This window comes from Bradyrhizobium sp. BR 10289, assembly GCF_019455385.1.
GTDB lineage: Bacteria > Pseudomonadota > Alphaproteobacteria > Rhizobiales > Xanthobacteraceae > Bradyrhizobium.
On the sequence record NZ_JACOFR010000003.1, the window covers coordinates 412,599 to 431,603 of the forward strand.

Genomic DNA, 19,005 nt, shown 5'->3' on the forward strand with positions numbered 1-19,005 from the left:
AGTAGGTTGCCGGCGATATGAGCATGCAGGACATCGCCTCCTCTGGCGTCGCGCTGTGGCGCCTCGTTGCCGACGGCATCGAGCGCGGTATTGCCGACGGCCGCTTTGCGGCCGGCGACAAATTGCCGGGCGAGATGGAGATCGCCGAAACCTATCGGGTGAACCGCCACACCGTGCGGCGCGCGCTGGCAGCGCTTGCCGAGCGCGGCATCGTGCGCGCCGAACGCGGCAGCGGAACCTATGTCGAAGCGCAAAAGCTCGCCTATCCCCTGCGCTCGCGCACGCGCTTCTCCGAGATCGTCGGCGCCGACGGCCGCGAGCCGCATGGCCGGCTGATCGAGGCATCGGAAGATGTCGCGACCCGCGAGCTGGCGAAAGAATTGGGGGTTAAGGCCGGCGCACCGCTGGTGCGGATCGAGGCGATCCGCCTTGCCGACCGCACGCCGATCTGCGTCTCCACGACCTGGCTGTCAGCGGAGTTGTTTCCCGGCGCCGGCGAGGTGTTCGCAGCAACGCGGTCGATGACGAAGCTGCTCGAACATTATGGCGTCCGCGATTATCGCCGCGGCGCGACGCGGATCACCGCCGGCATCGTCGATGCGACCGACGCCGCGCGGCTGGATCTTCCGCTGGGCCGGCCGATCCTGGTGGTCGATGCGACCGACCACGATCTCGAGGGCAAGCCGCTGGTGACCAAGCATTCGCGGTTCGCCGCGGAGCGGGTGGAGTTCTTGGTGGAGAACGGGTGATCTCCTCGCCCGCGCAGAAATCGTGGGGTGAGCAAAGGCGCACTTGCGCTGTGCCCACGATCTCTCGCGATCGTTAGAGGTGGTGGGCACGCTGCGCTTTGCCCATCCTACCGCACCTGGGATCAGGCCACCGCCCGCCTTCCAATGATCGCAAACCGCAGCTTGCCGGAGATGAAATCGATCGCGGCGACTGCGACGAGGATCATCAGGATCAGGAACGACACCTTCTGCCATTCCAGCACCCGGATCTGCTCGGCGAGCTGAAGGCCGATGCCGCCGGCGCCGACGATGCCGATGATGGTGGCCGAGCGGGTGTTGGATTCGATGAAATAGAGCACCTGGCCGGCGATCACGGGCAGCACCTGCGGCAGCAGGCCGAACCGGATCTCATGCAGCGCGCTGCCGCCGGAGGCACGGATGCCCTCGACCTGCTTCTGGTCGGCGCCCTCGATCGCCTCCGAGAACAGCTTTCCGAACGCGCCGAAATCCGACACCGCGATGGCGAGCACGCCGGCGAACGGGCCGAGGCCGACCACGTTGATCCACACCAGCGCCCAGATCAGCGTATCGACGCCGCGGATCGAGTCGAGGAACCGGCGCACCGGGAAGCGCAGGATCTGCGAGGGGATGATATTGCGCGCAGCCAGCAGGCTGACCGGAAGCGCGAACAGCGCGGCCAGCGTGGTGCCGAGCAGCGCGATCGACAGCGTCTCGCCCAGCGCCTTCAGATAGATCGGAAGCGAGGAGCCGGGATCCGGCGGAATCATCATCAGGCTGATCCAGCCGAGCTGGCTCAGCCCTGCAAACAAGCGCGACGGCGAGAAATCGAGATCGACGAGCCCGTAGACCAAGATCGCGAGGGCCGCGACGATCATTGCCGGCATGGCGAGCCTCGCCGAGGCCGGACGGTCGAAGACGTCAGGGTAGCGGGCGCGCATCTGCGCCGTATCGACATCCTGAGGAGCCGTCACGTCCGCGCCTCCTTGCCGAACAGGCGGCCGCGCAGCCAGCCCGTGCTGATGTCGATGATAAAGACCGTCACGATGATCGTGATCAGGATCGCGCTGACGTCGGAGTAATAGAACTTGCGAATCGCGACGACGAGTTCCTGGCCGATGCCGCCGGCGCCGACAAACCCCATCACGGAGGCCTCGCGCACATTGATCTCGAACCGGAGCAGCGCGTAGCTGGCGTAGCCCGCGGTCACCTGCGGCACGATGGCGAACCGCATGCAGGACAGCCAGCTCGCGCCGGTCGAGCGAATGCCTTCGACCGGCTTCATGTCGGCATTCTCGACGATCTCCGAGAACAGCTTTCCGAGCGCGCCGGTGGAGTGGATCGCGATCGCGAGCACGCCCGCCATCGGCCCGAGACCGAACGCGATCACGAAGATCAGTGCGAAGACGATGCCGGGGACGGTGCGGGCGAATTCGAGCAGGCGGCGCACGACGAAGCGCAGCCAGGACGACGGCGAGGTGTTCTCAGCCGCGAAGAAGTTCAGGGCAAACGCGAAGATCGCGCCGATCAGCGTGCCGACATAGGAGATCAGCAGCGTCTCGCCCAGCATCTTCAGCCATTTGCGCAAGCCCCAGAACCATTCGCCGACATCGGCCCAGACGCGCTGGCCGTTGTCGAGGGTGAGGATGCGGTCGAAATAGCTGATGAAGTTGCCGAAATAGGTGAAGAAGGTGCGCAGGTTCACCTCTGCGCCGATCGCGGCGAGCACGAGCGCTGCGGCAAAGACCCCTGCTCCCAACAGGAGGCGAAGCCGCCTGCGCGAGACCGCCTGGCGATAGGCCGCGTTGAGCGCTGCGAGCTGCTGCTCGGGAAGGATCGAAACCGCGACAGTCATCAAGGAACTATGGCTAGTTAAAAGAGAAAGAGCCGGGTCCATCGACCCGGCTCCAGTGACGTCGCCCTGAGATCAGGACGCCTTCTTCTTACGCAATGCATCGACGAACTTGATCAGCTCGATCGTGCCATCCCAGTCCTTGGTGGTGGCGGGATGGAAACCCTTCTTCTGGCCGTCCTGGAGACGATCGAACGCCGCCTTGTCCTTGGTCGGCGCATCGAAGAACGCCTTGGCGATGGCGGCCTTGGCGTCTTCCGGCAGGTCGGAGTTGTAGGCGTAGGGGCCGTTGATGATCGGCGCCGACTTGTGGATGATGCGGAAATCGTCCTTCTTCATCGGTGAGCCGTCGGCGTTCTTCAGCATGCCCTTGGTCAGCATCTGCGCCAGCGTGGAATCGTCATCGCTGGTCCACTGGTTGGCGGCAACGTCGACGGTGCCCTGCGCAAGCGCGAGGATCGCGTTCTCATGGCTGCCGGTAAAGACGACCTTGCTGAAATAGGTGTCGGCATCCGCGATACCCATCTTGTCGAGCTCGAACCGCGGCACGTTGTTGCCCGAGGTCGAGTTCGGGTCGACTAGGCCCAGATTCTTGCCCTTGAGCTGGTCGATGCTCTTGTAGGGGCTGTTCGCCTTGACGAAAAACACCGAATAGTAGCCGGTCGAACCGTCGGCGTTGATGTCGTTGGCGAAGGCGTCGGTCTTGACGCCGGTCAGACGGGCGCGGGCGAACGAGGCCGAGCCGTAGCTGGCGATGTGGATGTTACCGGCGCGCTGGCCTTCGATCACCGCGGCGTAGTCGTTGGCGATGCGCAGCGTGACCTTCACGCCCAGTTCCTTGGAGAGATAGCTCATGAACGGCGCCCAGCGCTCGGTGACGCCCGAGGCGTTTTCAGCCGGAATGACCGCGAAGGTCAGCTCGGGATATTTGGCTTTCCAGTCTTCGGCGGAGGCAGGCGAGACGAGCGCGAGCGCCGCGGCGCCGGCAAGGATGAGTCTGCGAGTGATCATGATACCCTCTTGATCTGATAGGATCGGTTGACGCGAACAGGTAATTCAACAGGTGCGGCGCGGCTCAGGCCGCGGCGGCCGTTCCGAGGGCCGGGACGCCCTCTGGCGCCGGTGCAGGCGTGCCGCCCATGACGTCGGCGGCTTCGAGATCGTAGAGCTCGCGGGCGACGCGATCGGTGAGCTCGGACGGCACGCCGTCGAACACGACGCGGCCCGCGGCCATGCCGATCAGGCGGTCGCAATAGCTGCGCGCGAGATCCAGCGAATGCAGATTGCAGAGCACGGTGATGCCGAAATGCTTGTTGATGCGCAGCAGCGCATCCATGACGATCTTGGTGTTGCGCGGATCGAGCGAGGCGATCGGCTCGTCGGCGAGGATGATGTCGGGCTGCTGCACCAGCGCGCGGGCGATCGCGACACGCTGCTGCTGGCCGCCGGACAGTTGATCGGCACGCTGCGCGGCGAGCGAGGCGATATCGAACTGCTCGAGCGCGGACATCGCCAGCGCCTTGTCGTGCTCGGGCCAGGTCTGCGACAGCGAGCGCCAGGCCGGCATGGTCGCAAGGCGGCCCATCAGCACGTTGGTCAGCACGTCGAGCCGGCCGACCAGGTTGAACTGCTGGAAGATCATCGCCGAGCGCGCGCGCCACTGGCGCAATTGCTTGCCGCGCAACGCGGTGACATCGAGGCCGTCGAACAGGATGCGGCCCTGGGTCGGCGTTGCCAGGCGATTGATCATGCGCAGCATGGTCGACTTGCCGGCGCCGGAGCGCCCGATCACGCCGACGAATCCGCCGGGGGAGATTTGAAACGAAGCGTCGTCCACCGCGGCTTTTGCGCCGAAGCGGCACGTCAGACCTTCAACCACCAGCATGCAGGGGCTCCAGAATAGCTGGGATCCATCGCTACCGCCGGCGCTTGACACTTGTGTGACAATCGCGTTGCGGTGCGGCGATCCTACACATCCCGTCCCCTGTCATCGCTTCGTCATGACATCGTCATCAAGCCGCTCGAAGAGAAACGCCCGCCCTCAGACTTCTGGATACGACATGGCCGGCAAGGTGCTCTCAGTCCAACCGACCATCGACGCTTCCGCCAAACTGCACGAGACCAGACTTGGCGCCTATACCGAGGTCGGCGCGCGCACGATCCTGACCGAAGTCGCCATGGGCGATTACTCCTACGTCGTGAACGATGCGCAGATCACCTACACTACCATCGGAAAATTCTGCTCAATCGCCGCGATGACCCGCATCAATCCCGGCAATCATCCGATGCACCGCGCCACGCAGGCGCACTTCACCTATCGTTCGAGTGCCTATTTTCCCGGCGAGAGCGACGACACCGACTTCTTCGACTGGCCGCGCCAGCATCATGTCCACATCGGGCATGACGTCTGGATCGGCCATGGCGCGATCGTGCTGCCCGGCCGCAATATCGGCACCGGCGCTGTGATCGCGGCCGGTGCCATCGTCACCAAGGACGTGCCTGCCTACACCATCGTCGCCGGCAATCCGGCGCGGATCGTGCGGCGCCGGTTCTCGGAAGAGGTGGCAGACCGGCTGGCGCGGCTCGCCTGGTGGGACTGGGATCACGACAAATTGCGTGCAGCCCTGCCCGATTTCCGCACACTCGGGATTGAAGATTTGCTCTCGACATATGAAGCACAGGTTAGCTCCTCTGCCAGCAAACGAAGCGCGGTCGCGTGACAGACATTTTCCTTGAAGGCGGCCGGGCCCTGATCGGCATCGAGCTCGTCGAAACCTCGCTTTCCGTGTCCGGAACGGACATCACGCAGGTTGACGCCTCCCGCGGCCGCGCACGGCTCGCGATCGATGCGCGCAATCTGCTGGTGCTGCCCGGCATCGTCGATATTCATGGCGATGCCTTCGAGCGGCAGATGATGCCGCGCGCCGGTGTCGACTTCCCGATCGACGTCGCGCTCGCCGACAGCGACCGCCAGGCGATCAGCAACGGCATCACCACGGTGTTCCACGCCACGACCTGCTCGTGGGAGCCGGGGCTGCGTAGCGCCGACAATGCGCGCGCCCTGATGGAGGCGATCGAACGCCAGCGCCCGCAATTCGCCGCCGACACCCGCTTCCATTTGCGGCACGAGACCTACAATCTCGATGCCGAGGCCGAGATGAGCCAGTGGCTCGCCGAGGGCCGCGTCGACCTGTTCGCCTTCAACGACCACATGGACGGCACCGTCGCCGACATGGCCAAGCCGCGCAAGCGCAACCGCATGGTGGAGCGCACCGGGCTGTCGGCTGAGGACTTCGACAAGCTGGTCGATCGCGTCGTCGCGCGCGCGGCAGATGTGCCGGCTTCGGTTTCGCGGCTTGCCGCGGTCGCCCGCGCCGCCGAGGTGCGGATGCTCTCGCATGACGATGCGACGCCGGAGATGCGCGCGGATTATCGGGCCATGGGCGCTGACATCGCCGAATTCCCGATCAACGAGGAGACCGCGCGGGCGGCGGCAAGCCATGGCGATGCGATCGTCTACGGCGCGCCGAACGTGGTGCGTGGCGGCAGCCATACCGGCTGGACCAAAGCATCCGACATGATCGCCAAGGGGCTCTGCTCGGTGCTGGCGTCGGACTATTACTATCCGGCGCAGCTGCTCGCCGCATTTCGCCTCGTCGCCGATGGCATTGTCCCGCTGACGAAGGCCTGGGATCTGGTTTCCGCCGGTCCCGCGCGCGCGACCGGCCTCGCCGATCGCGGCCTCCTCGCGGAAGGCCGCCGCGCCGATATTCTGCTGGTGGACGACGCCGTGCCGCTGCGGCCGCGGCTGATAGCCGTGATCTCAGGCGGCAAGCTCGTGCATCTCACCGATGCGACGCGGCTGCTCGCTGCAGCGGCGGTGCCGCGCGAGGCTGTCGTTGCGGCATAAATTGGCTATGCTCCGGCGATGACAGGTTTTCCCCGCTACGCGATCTATTTTGCCGCAGGCGCCGACAGCGCCCTCTCCCGCTTCGGCGCCGGGCTGCTCGGCTATGATGCCTATACCGGCGACGAGCTGCCGTTTCCGCAGGACGCGCTCCACGTTGCGCCGGACTGGCGCGACATTACCGCCGATCCCCGCAAATATGGCTTTCACGCCACACTGAAGGCGCCGATGGCGCTGGCGCCCGGCAGGACCGAAGCCGGGCTGATCGCGGCTTGCGCGGAGTTCGCGGCCAAGGTCACTACCAAGGCGCGCCCCGTCCCGGTGATCCGCCCCGTCGTCGATGCCATCAGCGGCTTCATTGCCGTTATTCCAGCCGAACCCGTCGAAGCGCTCCAGCAGCTCGCGGCCGATTGCGTGCGGGATTTCGACGCATTCCGTGCGGGACTTAACGCCGCTGACCGGGCCCGGCGCAAGCCCGAGCAGCTGAGCGAGCGGCAGCGCGATTATCTCGACCGCTGGGGCTACCCGTATGTGATGGAGGAATTCCGCTTCCACATGACGCTGACGGGACGGCTGGATGCGGAGCGGCGCGGACCGATCCTGGCGATGCTGCGGGACAGGTTTGCGGAGCTGAAGCGCGATACGCTGGACATCGATCGCATCGCCTTGTTCAAGCAGGGTGATGCGAAGGCAAGGTTCCGCATCATGGGCGAGTGGCCGCTCGCGAAATAGCCGGCATCGCGGTGCCGTCTCCGCCGGCGCGTGCAATTACTTGGTCAGCAGCGCATAGGCGCCGGTCCAGTCTTCCGGCGGCGGATTGATCTGGAAATCCTTGATCCGCGCTTCGTAGAGATTGAACAGCTTTTCCAGCGTGTCGGCGTCTTCGCTGCGACGGCCACGCTCGATGGCATCGAGCGCGCCCTGCCAGTCACGGCTGCGGTAGCAGCCGAGCATCTCGATGGTGATGTTGCGCAGGCGCTGGAACGCCCCTGAATGCATCACGTCCTCGCGGCCGGCGATGGCATAGATCACCTCCGGCTCGCTCTTGCCCTTGACCATGATGAAGTCGAGCTCGAGGATCGCGAACTTGTCCTTGGCGGCAAGCGCGGTCCTGGAGCCGACGATGATGGGGAAGCCGTATTCCTTGGTCTGCCCTTCCAGGCGCGAGGCGAGATTCACGCTGTCGCCGAGCACCGAATAGTTCTTCTTCAGGTCGGAGCCCATGTTGCCGACGACGCCAATGCCGGTGTTGAGACCGATGCCGACGTTGAGCGGGATGTAGACATGGCCTCCGTCGGCGGCCTCCTCCTCGCGCTCCTTGTTGACCGCGTCGATCTGCTCCAGCATCTGGATCGCGGCCTCGCAGGCGTTGACCTCGTGCTCCTTGTCGTCGAGCGGCGCGTTCCAGAACGCCATGATGGCGTCACCCATGTATTTATCGATATAGCCCTTCTGATCGATGATGACGTCGGTCAGCGGCGTCAGGAAGCGGTTCATCAGCGCGATCAGGCCTTGCGGATCGTGCTTGTAGCTCTCCGAAATCGTGGTGAAGCCGCGCACGTCGGAGAACATGATCGTCATCTCGCGCTCCTCGCCGCCGAGCACCAGCTTCTCCGGCGACTGCGCCAGCTGCTCGACCAGCACCGGCGACATGTATTGCGCGAACATGCCGCGGATCTGCACGCGCTGGCGCTGCTCGCGGACGAAGCTCGAGAAGATGAAGGTCACGTAGATCGCCGTGGTCGACAACAGCGGATAGGTGAAGTCGATAAGGTACCGGTACTGCGCGTAGAAGAACCAGGAGACCCCGATCAGGATCGCGGCAAACATCGCGCCGGCTAGCACGAGCCGCACGGGCCCCAGATTTGGCGTGAAGATGATGACGAGGATGCCGATCAGGAGCGCCGCGAGCAGCTCGACGCCGAGCGCATAATTCGGCCGGGAGATCGCGGCACCCGTCAGCACGCTTTCGAGCACCTGGGCGTGAATCTCGACGCCGGGCATGGCCCGCGACACCGGCGTGGTCTTGATGTCGTTCAGGCCGACCGCGGAGGTGCCGATCAGCACCAGCTTGCCGTTGATCTTGGACGGCGCCACCGTGTTGTCGATCACGTCGGCTGCCGAAACGTAGATCGAGGGATCCTGGCGGGCATAATGCACCCAGAGCTGGCCGTTCTCGTCGGTCGGGATCTCGAGCCCTTTGAGGCGGACGGCGCGGATGCCGGTCTTGTCGGTACGTACCAGCAGCGTCGGCGTCCCGGTGACGACCCGCAGGATTTCGAGGCTCAGCGAGGGCATGATGTTGCCCTGCGCGCGCATGATCATCGGCACGCGCCGGACCAGGCCGTCGCGCTCGGTCCTGATCGTGAACAGTCCGCGGCCGGCGGCGACCTTCTCGATGACGGGCACGTTGCGCAGCAGGCCCGGGAATTCGAACAGAAAGCGCTCGGCTCCCGCTTCACCGACCGTTGCCACGCCGGTGAAGGGAAGCTCCTTGTCGATCTCCGACGTGATCGCCGACTGCCCGGTCTCGCCCAGCACCACCCGCGAACGCTTGATCGCTTCGGAGAGGATCTGGTCGTTGCTCGGCAGCTCGCGCAGCCTCGTGCGCGTGGCGTCGTCCAGATAGCGCATCTGGCTCGCGACCAGATCGGGATTGAGCCGGTCAGGTTCGGAAAACACGACGTCGAAGCCGATCACCACCGCGCCGTTGCTCGTGAGGTTCTGGATCAAATCGGCGATCCGCGTGCGCGGCCACGGCCATTGACCGAACTTGGCGAGGCTCTTGTCGTCGATGTCGACGACGGTGACCGGCCGCACCGTCTTGTGGCGCGGGTCGACCAGCTGGAACATGTCGAAGGTGCGCAGCCGCAATTCCTGCACCGGCGGCGGATCCCAGAGACGGATGCCAGCGAACACGACCAGCAGCGCGAGGCACATCAGCCGCGCAAAGCCGAGCTTTTGCGCAAACCACCGTCGCAGGATCTTGAGACGTCTCATTTGGATCGGACTTCCTGCCGTGCACTGTGCCGTCCGCCCGATCATGGAGCGTCCCCGCGCAATTGGCTATTCCCCGGATCGCAAGGACTATGGATTTTTTGCCACGATCAAGCTGCGGCCGAGCTTACCAAGCAAGGGGATCAGGTGATGTGGAAGATGAAATCGCTGCCTTTGAGATTGGCCGCAATGACGTTCTTCAACAGCAGCGACTCGGTCTCCGTGACCGGAGCTCCCTCCGGCGGGGTCACTTGCTGCTGCCACGTGACCAGCGTGTCGTCGGAGTCCTGCTGCTGAACAATGTGGAGATTGTCGATGGAGGTGACACCCGAGAACTGGCGCAGGTCGATCTTGTCCAGATCGAGCGTGAAATCGGTAATGGTGTGCGAGAAGTCGGGGATGGGGTGCCCCTCGTCGTCATACCCAATCGCAGCCGGCGTGAACACGAACTGATCCTTCGCGCCGCCGCCGGTCAGCGTGTCGTTCGTCGTGGACGCAAAGATGACGTCCTTGCCGCCCGCGCCCTGCAGCCAGACGCCCTGGCTGTCGTCGCCAGCTTCGTTGAAGATGAAGTTAACCGTGTCGGACAGGCCCGTGGCCTTGTCCGTCACTGTCAATGTGATCTTGTCGGTCTCCGGCGGCTGGGGGTATTCGTCCGTGCTGGCACCGGTCGGATTGTAGGCAATGCCGGTCTCGAAGCCGTTGTTGATGTCGCTGAGCGAGCCGCACGCGGGATAGAAATTGACCTGGCTCAGATCGGGATGCGCGGTTGAGACCTGTACGGTAAACTCGTCGGTCGTGGCGCCGGCATCGGTGTCGGTCACCACGATATCGTGGATGACGTCGGTACTGTTCTCACGGATGTGCTCGACATAGAAGTGATCGGTATCGATCACCGGCCCGGTGGCCGGCGGCGCGGTCACACTCGTGCTGATCGTGGTGAGCTGGCCCGACACCGGCGCCGTGCCGTCGGCGGCCATGGCAGTGATATCGGTCGTCGCCGCCGACCCGTCGGTCGAGATGAGACCAGCATAGGTATCGTCGAGGGCATGGACGCCCAGCGCGTCCGGCGTGCCACTGAAACCCTCGGCCGGCACGAAGCGGAGCAGCGTATCCGGGCTCAGCACCAGCGCATGGGTATCGCTAACCGCGCCGATATCGACCCAATGATCGGTGCCGGCGATTTGGTATTGCCACACGCCCTGATCGGCCGTTGCCGTATCCGACGTGACCGCGATGGCGGTGAAGCTCGCGCCGGCGTCGGCGTCGTGGAACTTGTTCGCGAAGAGATCGCTGATCGCAGCTCCGCTCGGGTTGTTATCATTGCCGGCGACGGCGTCCAGCGCCGTGCTGTCGAGCGTCGGAGAATCGTTGCTGCCGGCGATATTGATGGTGACGACGCCATTGCCGGTGCCGGTCGCGGCGTGCCCGTCGTCCGGCACGATGGTGTATTGCAGCGACAGCGTGTGGCCGGCGGCAAGGAAGTCCAAGGCTTGGCCGCCCGAATTGAACGCCCAGGTGAACTGAGCGTGGTTGGCGGTGCCGTTCAGGATGTCGCCGGACGGCACGGTGAAATAGCTGAGCAGGGTGGCGTGCGAGAGACCACCGACGTCGTCGGTCTTCAGGACGCCGTCGAGATGGACGGAGAGGCTGTCGCGCACGACGCTCACGTGATCGGTGGCGTCGACGTCGGACAAGGTCAGCGTGCCGGTCTTGCCCAGCCCCGCATTGGTCTCCGGCAGGGTCGCGCCGGCGCTGTCCCCCGCCTCGGCCGTGATCACCGGCGCATCATTCTTGCCAGTGAGCGTGATGGTGACGTCGGTCGTAATTGTCTGGCCCCGATGGTCGTCGAGCGTGACGGTCGAAACCACTTTCGCGGCCTGGTTCTCGCCGAGGAAATCCAGCGCGCTGTCGGCAACCGAATAGCTCCAGGTCACCGTGCCGTTATTCTTGCCGGTCTGAGGCAGCAGCGTCAGCGCCTGCGCGAGCGCGGTTTCCTGGCCCGTCAGTGTCAGCGGCGTCGTGCCATCGGTATCGAACCAGGTCACGGATTGGCCCGTGATCCCGGCCGTCGGCCGGTCGGTCAGGTCGACGTCCTTGAAGCCGATCGCGCCGGTGGCGGCGGTCGGCGTCGGGTCCGGCGCGGAGGAGCCGGTGGTGTTCGCGCGTTCGGGAACGGTGGCGGTCAGCGATGCTGCGGCGAAGGTAGGCGCATCGTCGTTCGCGTTGATCGTGATCAGCGTGCCGCCATGACCGTCGTCGCTGCCGGCGAAATGATAATTGCTGTAGTCGCCACCTGTGAGCTTCAGCGTGATCGTGTGGTTGTAGGCGTCGCTGACGACGAGCTCGCCGGTCGCGGCGTTGTAGGTCGCCGAGGTGCCGTCATCATAAACGATGCTCGACAGGTCGATCGTGTCGGCCATGGACAATTCCGCGATCGATCCGCCGAAGGTCGACGTATCGATCTGAAGCGCGGCGCCGTCGCCCGCGAGGTTGATCGTTTGCGTGACCGAGCCATCGAGCTTCAGGAGCGCGCCGGCGTCGACCGTGACCGAGCCGGTGCCCGACAGCGTGCCAAACAATGTCAACTCGCCGTCATGGACCTCGATGGCGCCGGCATTGGCGATGGTGCCCGAGATTGACGCCGTGCCCCAGCTGTCGATGTCCGCGTAATTCTCGATGGTCAGTCCGGTCCCGGAGATCGACGCGCCATGCAGATCGATAGCGCCGTGGTTGACGATCGAGGACGCATTGCCGAAAACGCCGCTGCCGGCGACCGTCCAGATACCGCCAGCGTTGTTGTTGAACGTGGCCGTGGCGACCGAGATGTTGCCGTTGATGTGGCCGCTATTGTTGATCGTGATGGCGCCGCCGGTCTCGACGATGGCGTAGGTCGCCGCGGTTACATTGGAGGCGAGAGCCGGCCCGATCGTTCCGGAATTGTCGATCGTCGCCGATCCGGTGGTATTTTCCTGGATGAAGATCGCGGTATGGCCCGTCGGAGCCGCGACCGAGCCGGTGTTGGTGATATGGGTCGAGCCGATCGCGCCGGTTCCGTTTTGGGTGACGCTGATGCCGGCAAGGCTCGTGCTGCTGATGTGGCCATGGTTGACGATGGTAATGTCGCCGCCGCCGGTGGCGAGCGCGGCCAGACCGATCGTGCCGGAGGCGGAGCCGTCGTTGGTGACGCTGACGTCGCCGCCGCCGTGATCGAAGGCCCCGATCGCCGTGCCAGCGGTCGCGATGATCGAAGATGTCGCGCCGGTCATGACAGTGATGTCACCGGCAGCGTAGGTGAACGCCTCGATGCCGTAGCCCCCATCCGCGAAGATCGTCGCGTCGCTGGTGACGACGACGTCGCCATTGACCGCATTCGAGAACGTGCCGTTCCCGCCGGGCTTGTAGCCGGCGATGATCCCGCCCGGGGTGGTGCCGTCGTTGTTCAGCGTCGAGCCGGAATGGATGGTGCCGTGCGCCTCGACCGAGATCGTGCTGCCGACGCCGGCGGCGATCGCGGTCGCAAAGCTGACGGCCACGATGCCGGAGCTGCCGGACGTGATGCTGTCGCCCTTGGCCAGAGTGACGCTGATGTCGCCCTGGTCAACGCTGTGGGCCCTGATGCCGTAGCTAGTCGCGCCCGAGATCGTGACGTTCTCGCCAAGCGTGACGGTCACGTCGCCGGGGCCGCCGCTCAATGCCACGGCATTGATGCCGACACTCTGCGCTCCGGACACCGTGATCGTGGTCCAGGCAAAGCTGTTCACCGTGACGTCGCCATTCCCATAGTTATAGGCGTTGATGCCGTGACCGGCCGCAGCTGTGATGTTGGCGTGGTTGTTGACGATCACCGTGCCGTTGACGCCGGTATTGGCATTGGTGCCGGTCGTGGCGCCGGTGTAGCCGGCCTCGATGCCTGCCGGCGGATTGCCGCCGAGGTTCGAGCTGCTGCCCGAGTTGATCGTGCCATAGGCGTTGACCGTGATGGTGCTGCCGGCGGCTTCGCCGAGCGAGATCGCGCGATTGACGGCGACGACGCCTGAGCTGCCCGACGAAATGACGCTGCCGGCCTCGGTCGTGATGGTCTGGTTGCCGGCCCCGTAGCTGCGCGACCGGATACCATAAATGGAGCTGCCCGTGATCGTGCCGCCGGCGTCGATGATGATGTCGCCGTTACCACCGGTCAACGCGTCGATGCCGAAGGCGCCACCCACGGCGCCCCCGCGCTGGGTGATCGAGATGTCGCCGGCATTGGCGCTGTTCAGATTCTCGACAAGGACGCCGACCGAGTTCGCGCCGGTGCCGGTCGCCTTGCCGGTGAGATTATTGACGGTGATATCGCCGGAGCCGGTCGCGCTGTCGCGCAGCACAATGCCGTTGCCGGCGAGCCCCTTGATGTCACCTGTCGCGGTCAGCGAAATGCTGCCGGTGCCGTTCTGCGTCGCGACGACGCCGTTGACCGCGCCGGTCAGTGCGCCGGTCGGCGTCAGCACGACATTGCCATGACTGCCGGTCGTCCCGCCCGATGCCGAGAAGTCGAGCGCGTCGCCCGCCTTCGAATTGATGTCGGCATCGCCGGTGACGGTGAAGGTGCCGCCGGCCGAGGCCTGACCAGCGATCGTGCCGGTAAAGGCATGGCTGCCGGCGTCGAGCTGGAGCGTGCCGGAACTGCCGGCGAACGTGACGGTCTGCGCGTCCGCGCCGCCGAGTTCCAGCGTCGCGCCATCGTCAATGACGATCATCTTGCCGACGCCGTAAAGGCCGCCGGAGAGATTGAGCGTGCCGCTCTGCACCTCGATGTTACCGGTGTTGGTGACGCTGCCGGTAACCATGTTGGCGCCGACGCTGTAGAGATTGCCGGCATTGCTCAGGCTGCCGCCGTTGATCGAGACGTCGGTCAGGTAGAGTTTCGACGTTCCGTCGACTGCGAGCGCGCCGGTGCTGCTGTTGCTGACGGTGAGATGGACCAGCTTCAGCGTGCCACCGTTGATCGCCTTGAGATCAGCGGAATTGGTGATGTCTTCGCTGGTGATATCGAGCTCGGCGGCGCTTGCCTGGATCAGGCCGTGATTGGTGATGGCGTGCAGCGTCGCGGGGTCGATCGTCAGCGTGCCGTTGGTGACCGAGATGATGCCGGTGCTGGCGACGGTGATGTCGGCGCTGTCGATCGCGCTCGTGCCGGTCGATTCCAGCGTGCCCGTGACGGTCACGGTGCCGCCATCGACAATTGCCCCGACGAGGTCGAGCGTGGAGCCCGACGCGACCGACACGGTGCCACCGGTATTGGTCACCGTCATCCCAATCAGCTTCAGCGTGCCCGCGTTGATCGCGGCCAGCGTGCCGGTATTGGTGACGGCCTGATGGTCAATGTCGAGCTCGCCGAGATTGGCCTGGAGCGTGTTGGCGTTGGCGATGGTGGCGGCCGAAGTCGTGGCGGCGAGCGTCAGCAGGCCGCCGAGCGCCTCGATCAGGCCGTTATTGGTGATGGCCGCGCCGGTGAGGATGCTGGTGCCGGTTGAATCCAGCGTGCCTGAAACGGCCAGCGTGCCACCGCTCAGGCTCGCGCCGTTCAGCGTCGTCTTCTTGCTCCCGGCGACGCCGACGGTGCCATGGTTGGTGATCGCCGTGTCGACGACGGTCGCGTCGCCGAACGTCAGCGTGACGCCGTTTTCGACCGTGACAGCGCCCTTGTTCAGAGTGGCGCTGCCGCCAATCGCGCTGTCACCGGTCACGTCGATCGTGCCGCCCGTCCCGAGGCTGTAATTGTTGATGGTGCCGCCGGTGATCTCGGTGCCGGACAGCGTCAGCGTCTGGCCATCGTCGATCTTGATGACATGGCCGGCGTTGGTGACGACGTCATTGAGCAGCGTCGCGGCACCAGCGATCTCGAGCGTGCCATTGTTGGTGATCGGGCCCTTGGTCGAGCTGGAAATGCCCTGGATCGTGGCACCGTCCTTGAGTCTGACGGTATTGGCGATTGCAACGCTGGAGTTGTCGGTGATGACGGTGCCGGAGACGGTGACACCGTCCAGCGTCAGCGCCGCATCGGCGGTGATGGTGCTGACGCTGACCGTGGCGCCGCTGTCGATCTTGCTGGCGCCGGTGACGTCGATCGTGCCGGCGCCCTTGACGACGCCGCCACTGATCGTGGCGTGGTCTAGGGTCAGAGCGCCAGTGCCATCAATGATCACGCTACCGCTTGTGTTGGCGACAGTCGAGCCCTTGTCGATCGCAAGCACGCCGTTCGCCAGCACTTCGATGGTGCCGGCATTGGTGACGGTCTCGCTGTCTAGCGCGTTGCCGGTGCCGCTGGCCTTGAGCGTCGCATTATTCTTCAGGAAGCCGCTAGTCAGAACCGCATTGCCGGTGAGATCGAGCTCGCCGCTATTGGTGACCGTACCGCCGCGCGATGGCAAATCGATGAACGCATGAAGGCCAGTGCCGCTCTCGCCGCCGTCGGATCCCGACCAGCCGTGAAGGACGGGATCCCCACCGCCGTCGATCGTCGCGCCGTTGACGGTCAGCCTGCCGTTGACGTCGACGGTGACCGCGCCATTGTTCGTGACATTGGAGCCCTGGTGGATCGTCAGCCAGCCATTCGCCAGCACCTCGATCAAACCGCTCGCGGTGTTGGAGACGGTCTCGCTCGCGAACTCGGCCGTGCCCTTGATTTTGACCGTGCCGGAATTGTTCAGCGTGCCGTTCTCGATCAGGCTGGTGCCGTCGAGTTCGAGCGTGCCGAGAATGTTGACGGTGCCGCCATCCACGATCGCGGTGTCGACGATCAGCGTCGTGCCCGCATCCGCCTTCAGCGTGCCGCCGGCATTGTGGATCGTGGCCAGCGTCTTCAGCGTGCCGCCGGACAGTTCGATGGTGCCGGAATTGGTGATCGCCGTGCCCTTGGCGAAATCGCCGCCGCCGGCGAGGGTCAGATGGCCGGCATTGGTGAGCACGCTGGTGCCGAGGATCTCGGCCTTACCGCCGACCGACATCGTTCCGGTCGCAACGTTGGTGAGGATGGAGTCTGCGCTCATGTTGAGCGCGCCTGAGATCGTCAGCGAGCTCAGGTTGATCAGCTTCGGCGGCGGACCGCCAAAGTCGTTCATCGTGACCGACTTGGCGAAGGCCGCGGCGTCGATCGTCACCGGATAAGACGGCGTCAGGCCGTGCAGCTGATCGGTGATGACGATGACGTCGTCATTGATGGTTGGGACCGTGCCGGTTTCCCAGTTGGCCGCATCCTTCCAGAAACCGCCCGAGGGCGCGCCGGCCTTGTCGGTCGCGATCCACACCACCGCCGGCGCGTCGGTGCCTTTGATTGTGACGGTGATCGTCTGCTTCGAGGTCGCGCCCTGCGAATCCGTGACCGTCACGGTGTAGACCAGCGTCAGCACCTCGCCCTTCGGGATGAAGTCGGCGAGATAGACCGGCAGGTCGGCCAGCGACCAGTTGATGGTGCCGGTGCCGTCCCCGGTGCTGTCGGCGCCGGCCGCGATCGCAACCGACATCGCCTTCTGGAACGCCGCGAGCGGGCCCGGCGGCACGGCGCCGCCAGGCAGGGTCGCGCTGGTCAGCGCCACCGACACCGTGTGCGTGTCGGTAAGATCGACATCGGTGAAGCTCAGCGTTCCCGACTTCGGCACATCGCTGGTGAGCGGACCGCCCGGCACGCTGGTGCCGCCTTCGAAAGTGATGGTCGGAACGCTGGTCGTGATCACCGGCTTGTCGTTGGTACCGGTGATCGTGATGGTGATCGGGATGTTCGTGGATTCGGGATTGACCGCGAAATTGTTATTCACGGTGACAATGTAGGTCAGCGTCAGCGTTTCGCCGGCCGCGAGGAAGTCAAATACGTGGTCTGGGACCGAGTAGGTCAGGGTCGCCGAACCGTTGTTGTTATTGCCGGCGGCGGCTGCGACGGAGATCTGGACCTGCGTCGCCGCGATGTCCTGCTTCTGGAGAGCCGTGAGCGAGTTGGTGACGTCGTGGTGGCCAGCGTCCTTGTAGGTGTATTTTGATGGGTCGACGTTCACCGACACCGTTGGCCGGTCGCCCAGGTTCTGGTCGACAAAGTTGACGTGGAAGATGGTGATGTCGGAAGGCACAGGCGCGCCGGTCCCGTCTGCGCGATCGCCGGTCGCCGCAGCCTGTTCGGCCGTCGCGAGCGCCGTCGTCACATTGCCGTTGGCGTCGAGGATGCGCGCGTCGGGCGGTCCGGGATAACGATCGGACGTACTGCTGCCTCCACTCGACGACCCGCCGGAGCCACTGCCGCTGACCGTGTTGGCGACGATCACCTGTGCGGTTGCGCCGCTCGACGTCTTGATCAACACGCCGTCGCTGGTCGGCGTGATCGTGTCGGTGAAGTTCGTGGTCAGCTTTGTATTGGTGTTATTATCGGTGAACTTCAGCGTGAACACGTCGGTGATCAGCTTCTGAATGTCCGGCGACATCAGTGCATTGGTGATCGAGACGTTGCCCCCGCTGATCTGGATCATCTGGCCGGCCTGATTGACCGTCGCGATCGGCAGCAGCGTGACCTTGTCGAACAGGATGTAGGAGCCGGTCGTGCCGTTTGGCTCGACCAGAACCTGGAAGCTCGCCTGCGGCTGCGGATCGCCGCCGCCGGCGGGGACGACGAAGTTGATCTGGGTCAGCACCGCCGTGCCGCGGATGCCCATGGTAGCGACCGGCGTGTCGATCTTCATGTCGCCATGCTTGGCGGTCTCGCCGGCGACGAAGGTGATGGTGCCGGCGACGAGGCTCAGCAGCGAGGAATTGTTCGACCCGTTGGGGTCGTAGACCATCTCGTTCAGCACCATCCGCGCATTGGAGGACAGGCCGAACACGGTGCCGTCGATGAAGGTGATGCCAAGTGTCGAATCGGCGCCGGTCGAGACCACGTCGCCCTTCTCGACATTGTCGCCGTTGTTCAGGATGACCGAGACGCCGTTGCGGACCGCGGTCGCGCTGCCGGACAGCTTGGTGACGTGGCCAATGACCTGGGCGGCGGCGGCGCCGGACCCGGCCTGGGCATATTGGACGTGGCCGGTGAGCGCATTGACGACGTCGCCGGTGAGATGGGCGCCATCGGGCGAGGCGATCGCGGCGCGCTTGTCGCCCCTGAAATAATCGTGAACGACGAACTCATGGCCGTCGTGGGACAGCACAAGGTCGAGACCGGCGCGCTTGAAGTCGGCGTTGAAGATCAGGTTCGGATCGGGAACGACGAACGCGCCATCGGGCACGTGACCATGTGCCTTGGCCGTAAAGGAATCGACACGGCCGTCCGCAGGCGAGCGGGAAACCTGGCCGTCCAAGGAGTTCGCGGCGTCAAATTTGCCAGCGTAATTCAACCGGGCACCGTAAAAGGGTTAAAATCTAAGTAAGTATCGACCGCCTAAGCTTGCTTAGCATTACCAAGTCCTTAGCGAAACCATCTATTGCTTGTGTGATTTCGTGTCACTTGGCCATCGACGACTATGCCTACGGCGACATCCGCAGAT

The 19,005-nt window shown here is 64.7% G+C and carries 10 protein-coding genes; 4 read left to right on the plus strand and 6 right to left on the minus strand.

All coding sequences use genetic code 11. The features are described 5' to 3' along the window. The first annotated feature begins 17 nt into the window (after positions 1–17). On the plus strand, positions 18–749 hold the full coding sequence (gene phnF, locus HYH08_RS08600) for a phosphonate metabolism transcriptional regulator PhnF (protein WP_220009331.1): 732 nt from the start codon (positions 18–20) through the stop codon (positions 747–749). A 122-nt stretch (positions 750–871) separates the two neighbouring features. Here phnF and phnE (HYH08_RS08605) read toward each other — a convergent pair whose 3' ends face one another. The 4 genes from phnE (HYH08_RS08605) to phnC form a co-directional block, all read right to left on the minus strand. Beyond that, positions 872–1,687 carry a phosphonate ABC transporter, permease protein PhnE gene (gene phnE, locus HYH08_RS08605; protein ID WP_228747673.1) on the minus strand — a complete coding sequence of 272 codons (816 nt, stop codon included), beginning with the start codon at positions 1,685–1,687 and terminating at the stop codon, positions 872–874. Between the two features lie 29 nt (positions 1,688–1,716). After that, complete coding sequence (phnE, locus tag HYH08_RS08610) at positions 1,717–2,601, minus strand: phosphonate ABC transporter, permease protein PhnE (RefSeq protein WP_220009333.1); 885 nt, start codon at positions 2,599–2,601, stop codon at positions 1,717–1,719. Positions 2,602–2,673: 72 nt separating this feature from the next. After that, positions 2,674–3,609: a phosphonate ABC transporter substrate-binding protein gene (gene phnD, locus HYH08_RS08615; protein ID WP_220009334.1), complete on the minus strand. Its 936-nt coding sequence runs from the start codon at positions 3,607–3,609 to the stop codon at positions 2,674–2,676. A gap of 64 nt (positions 3,610–3,673) precedes the next feature. Next, on the minus strand, positions 3,674–4,483 hold the full coding sequence (gene phnC / locus HYH08_RS08620; RefSeq protein WP_220009335.1) for a phosphonate ABC transporter ATP-binding protein: 810 nt from the start codon (positions 4,481–4,483) through the stop codon (positions 3,674–3,676). 175 nt (positions 4,484–4,658) lie between these two features. Between phnC and HYH08_RS08625 the strand changes: the two genes are divergently transcribed. From HYH08_RS08625 to HYH08_RS08635, 3 genes are read left to right on the plus strand one after another with little or no spacing between them, the layout of a single operon-like run. After that, the gene (locus HYH08_RS08625; RefSeq protein ID WP_220009336.1) at positions 4,659–5,318 is read left to right on the plus strand and encodes an LbetaH domain-containing protein; all 660 of its coding nucleotides are present in this window, start codon (positions 4,659–4,661) and stop codon (positions 5,316–5,318) included. Next, positions 5,315–6,508: an alpha-D-ribose 1-methylphosphonate 5-triphosphate diphosphatase gene (locus HYH08_RS08630; protein WP_220009337.1), complete on the plus strand. Its 1,194-nt coding sequence runs from the start codon at positions 5,315–5,317 to the stop codon at positions 6,506–6,508. Before HYH08_RS08625 ends, HYH08_RS08630 begins: the two co-directional genes overlap by 4 nt. Positions 6,509–6,526: 18 nt before the next feature. After that, entirely contained in the window at positions 6,527–7,237 is a 711-nt protein-coding gene (locus HYH08_RS08635) for a DUF1045 domain-containing protein (protein WP_220009338.1), read from the plus strand. 36 nt (positions 7,238–7,273) lie between these two features. On the opposite strand, the gene HYH08_RS08640 is transcribed toward HYH08_RS08635, so the two are convergent. Then, a complete protein-coding gene (locus tag HYH08_RS08640; protein ID WP_220009339.1) occupies positions 7,274–9,505 on the minus strand; it encodes a CHASE2 domain-containing protein in 2,232 nt (743 codons plus the stop codon). A gap of 140 nt (positions 9,506–9,645) precedes the next feature. Next, complete coding sequence (locus HYH08_RS08645; protein ID WP_502787562.1) at positions 9,646–18,747, minus strand: FecR domain-containing protein; 9,102 nt, start codon at positions 18,745–18,747, stop codon at positions 9,646–9,648. Positions 18,748–19,005: the final 258 nt, after the last annotated feature.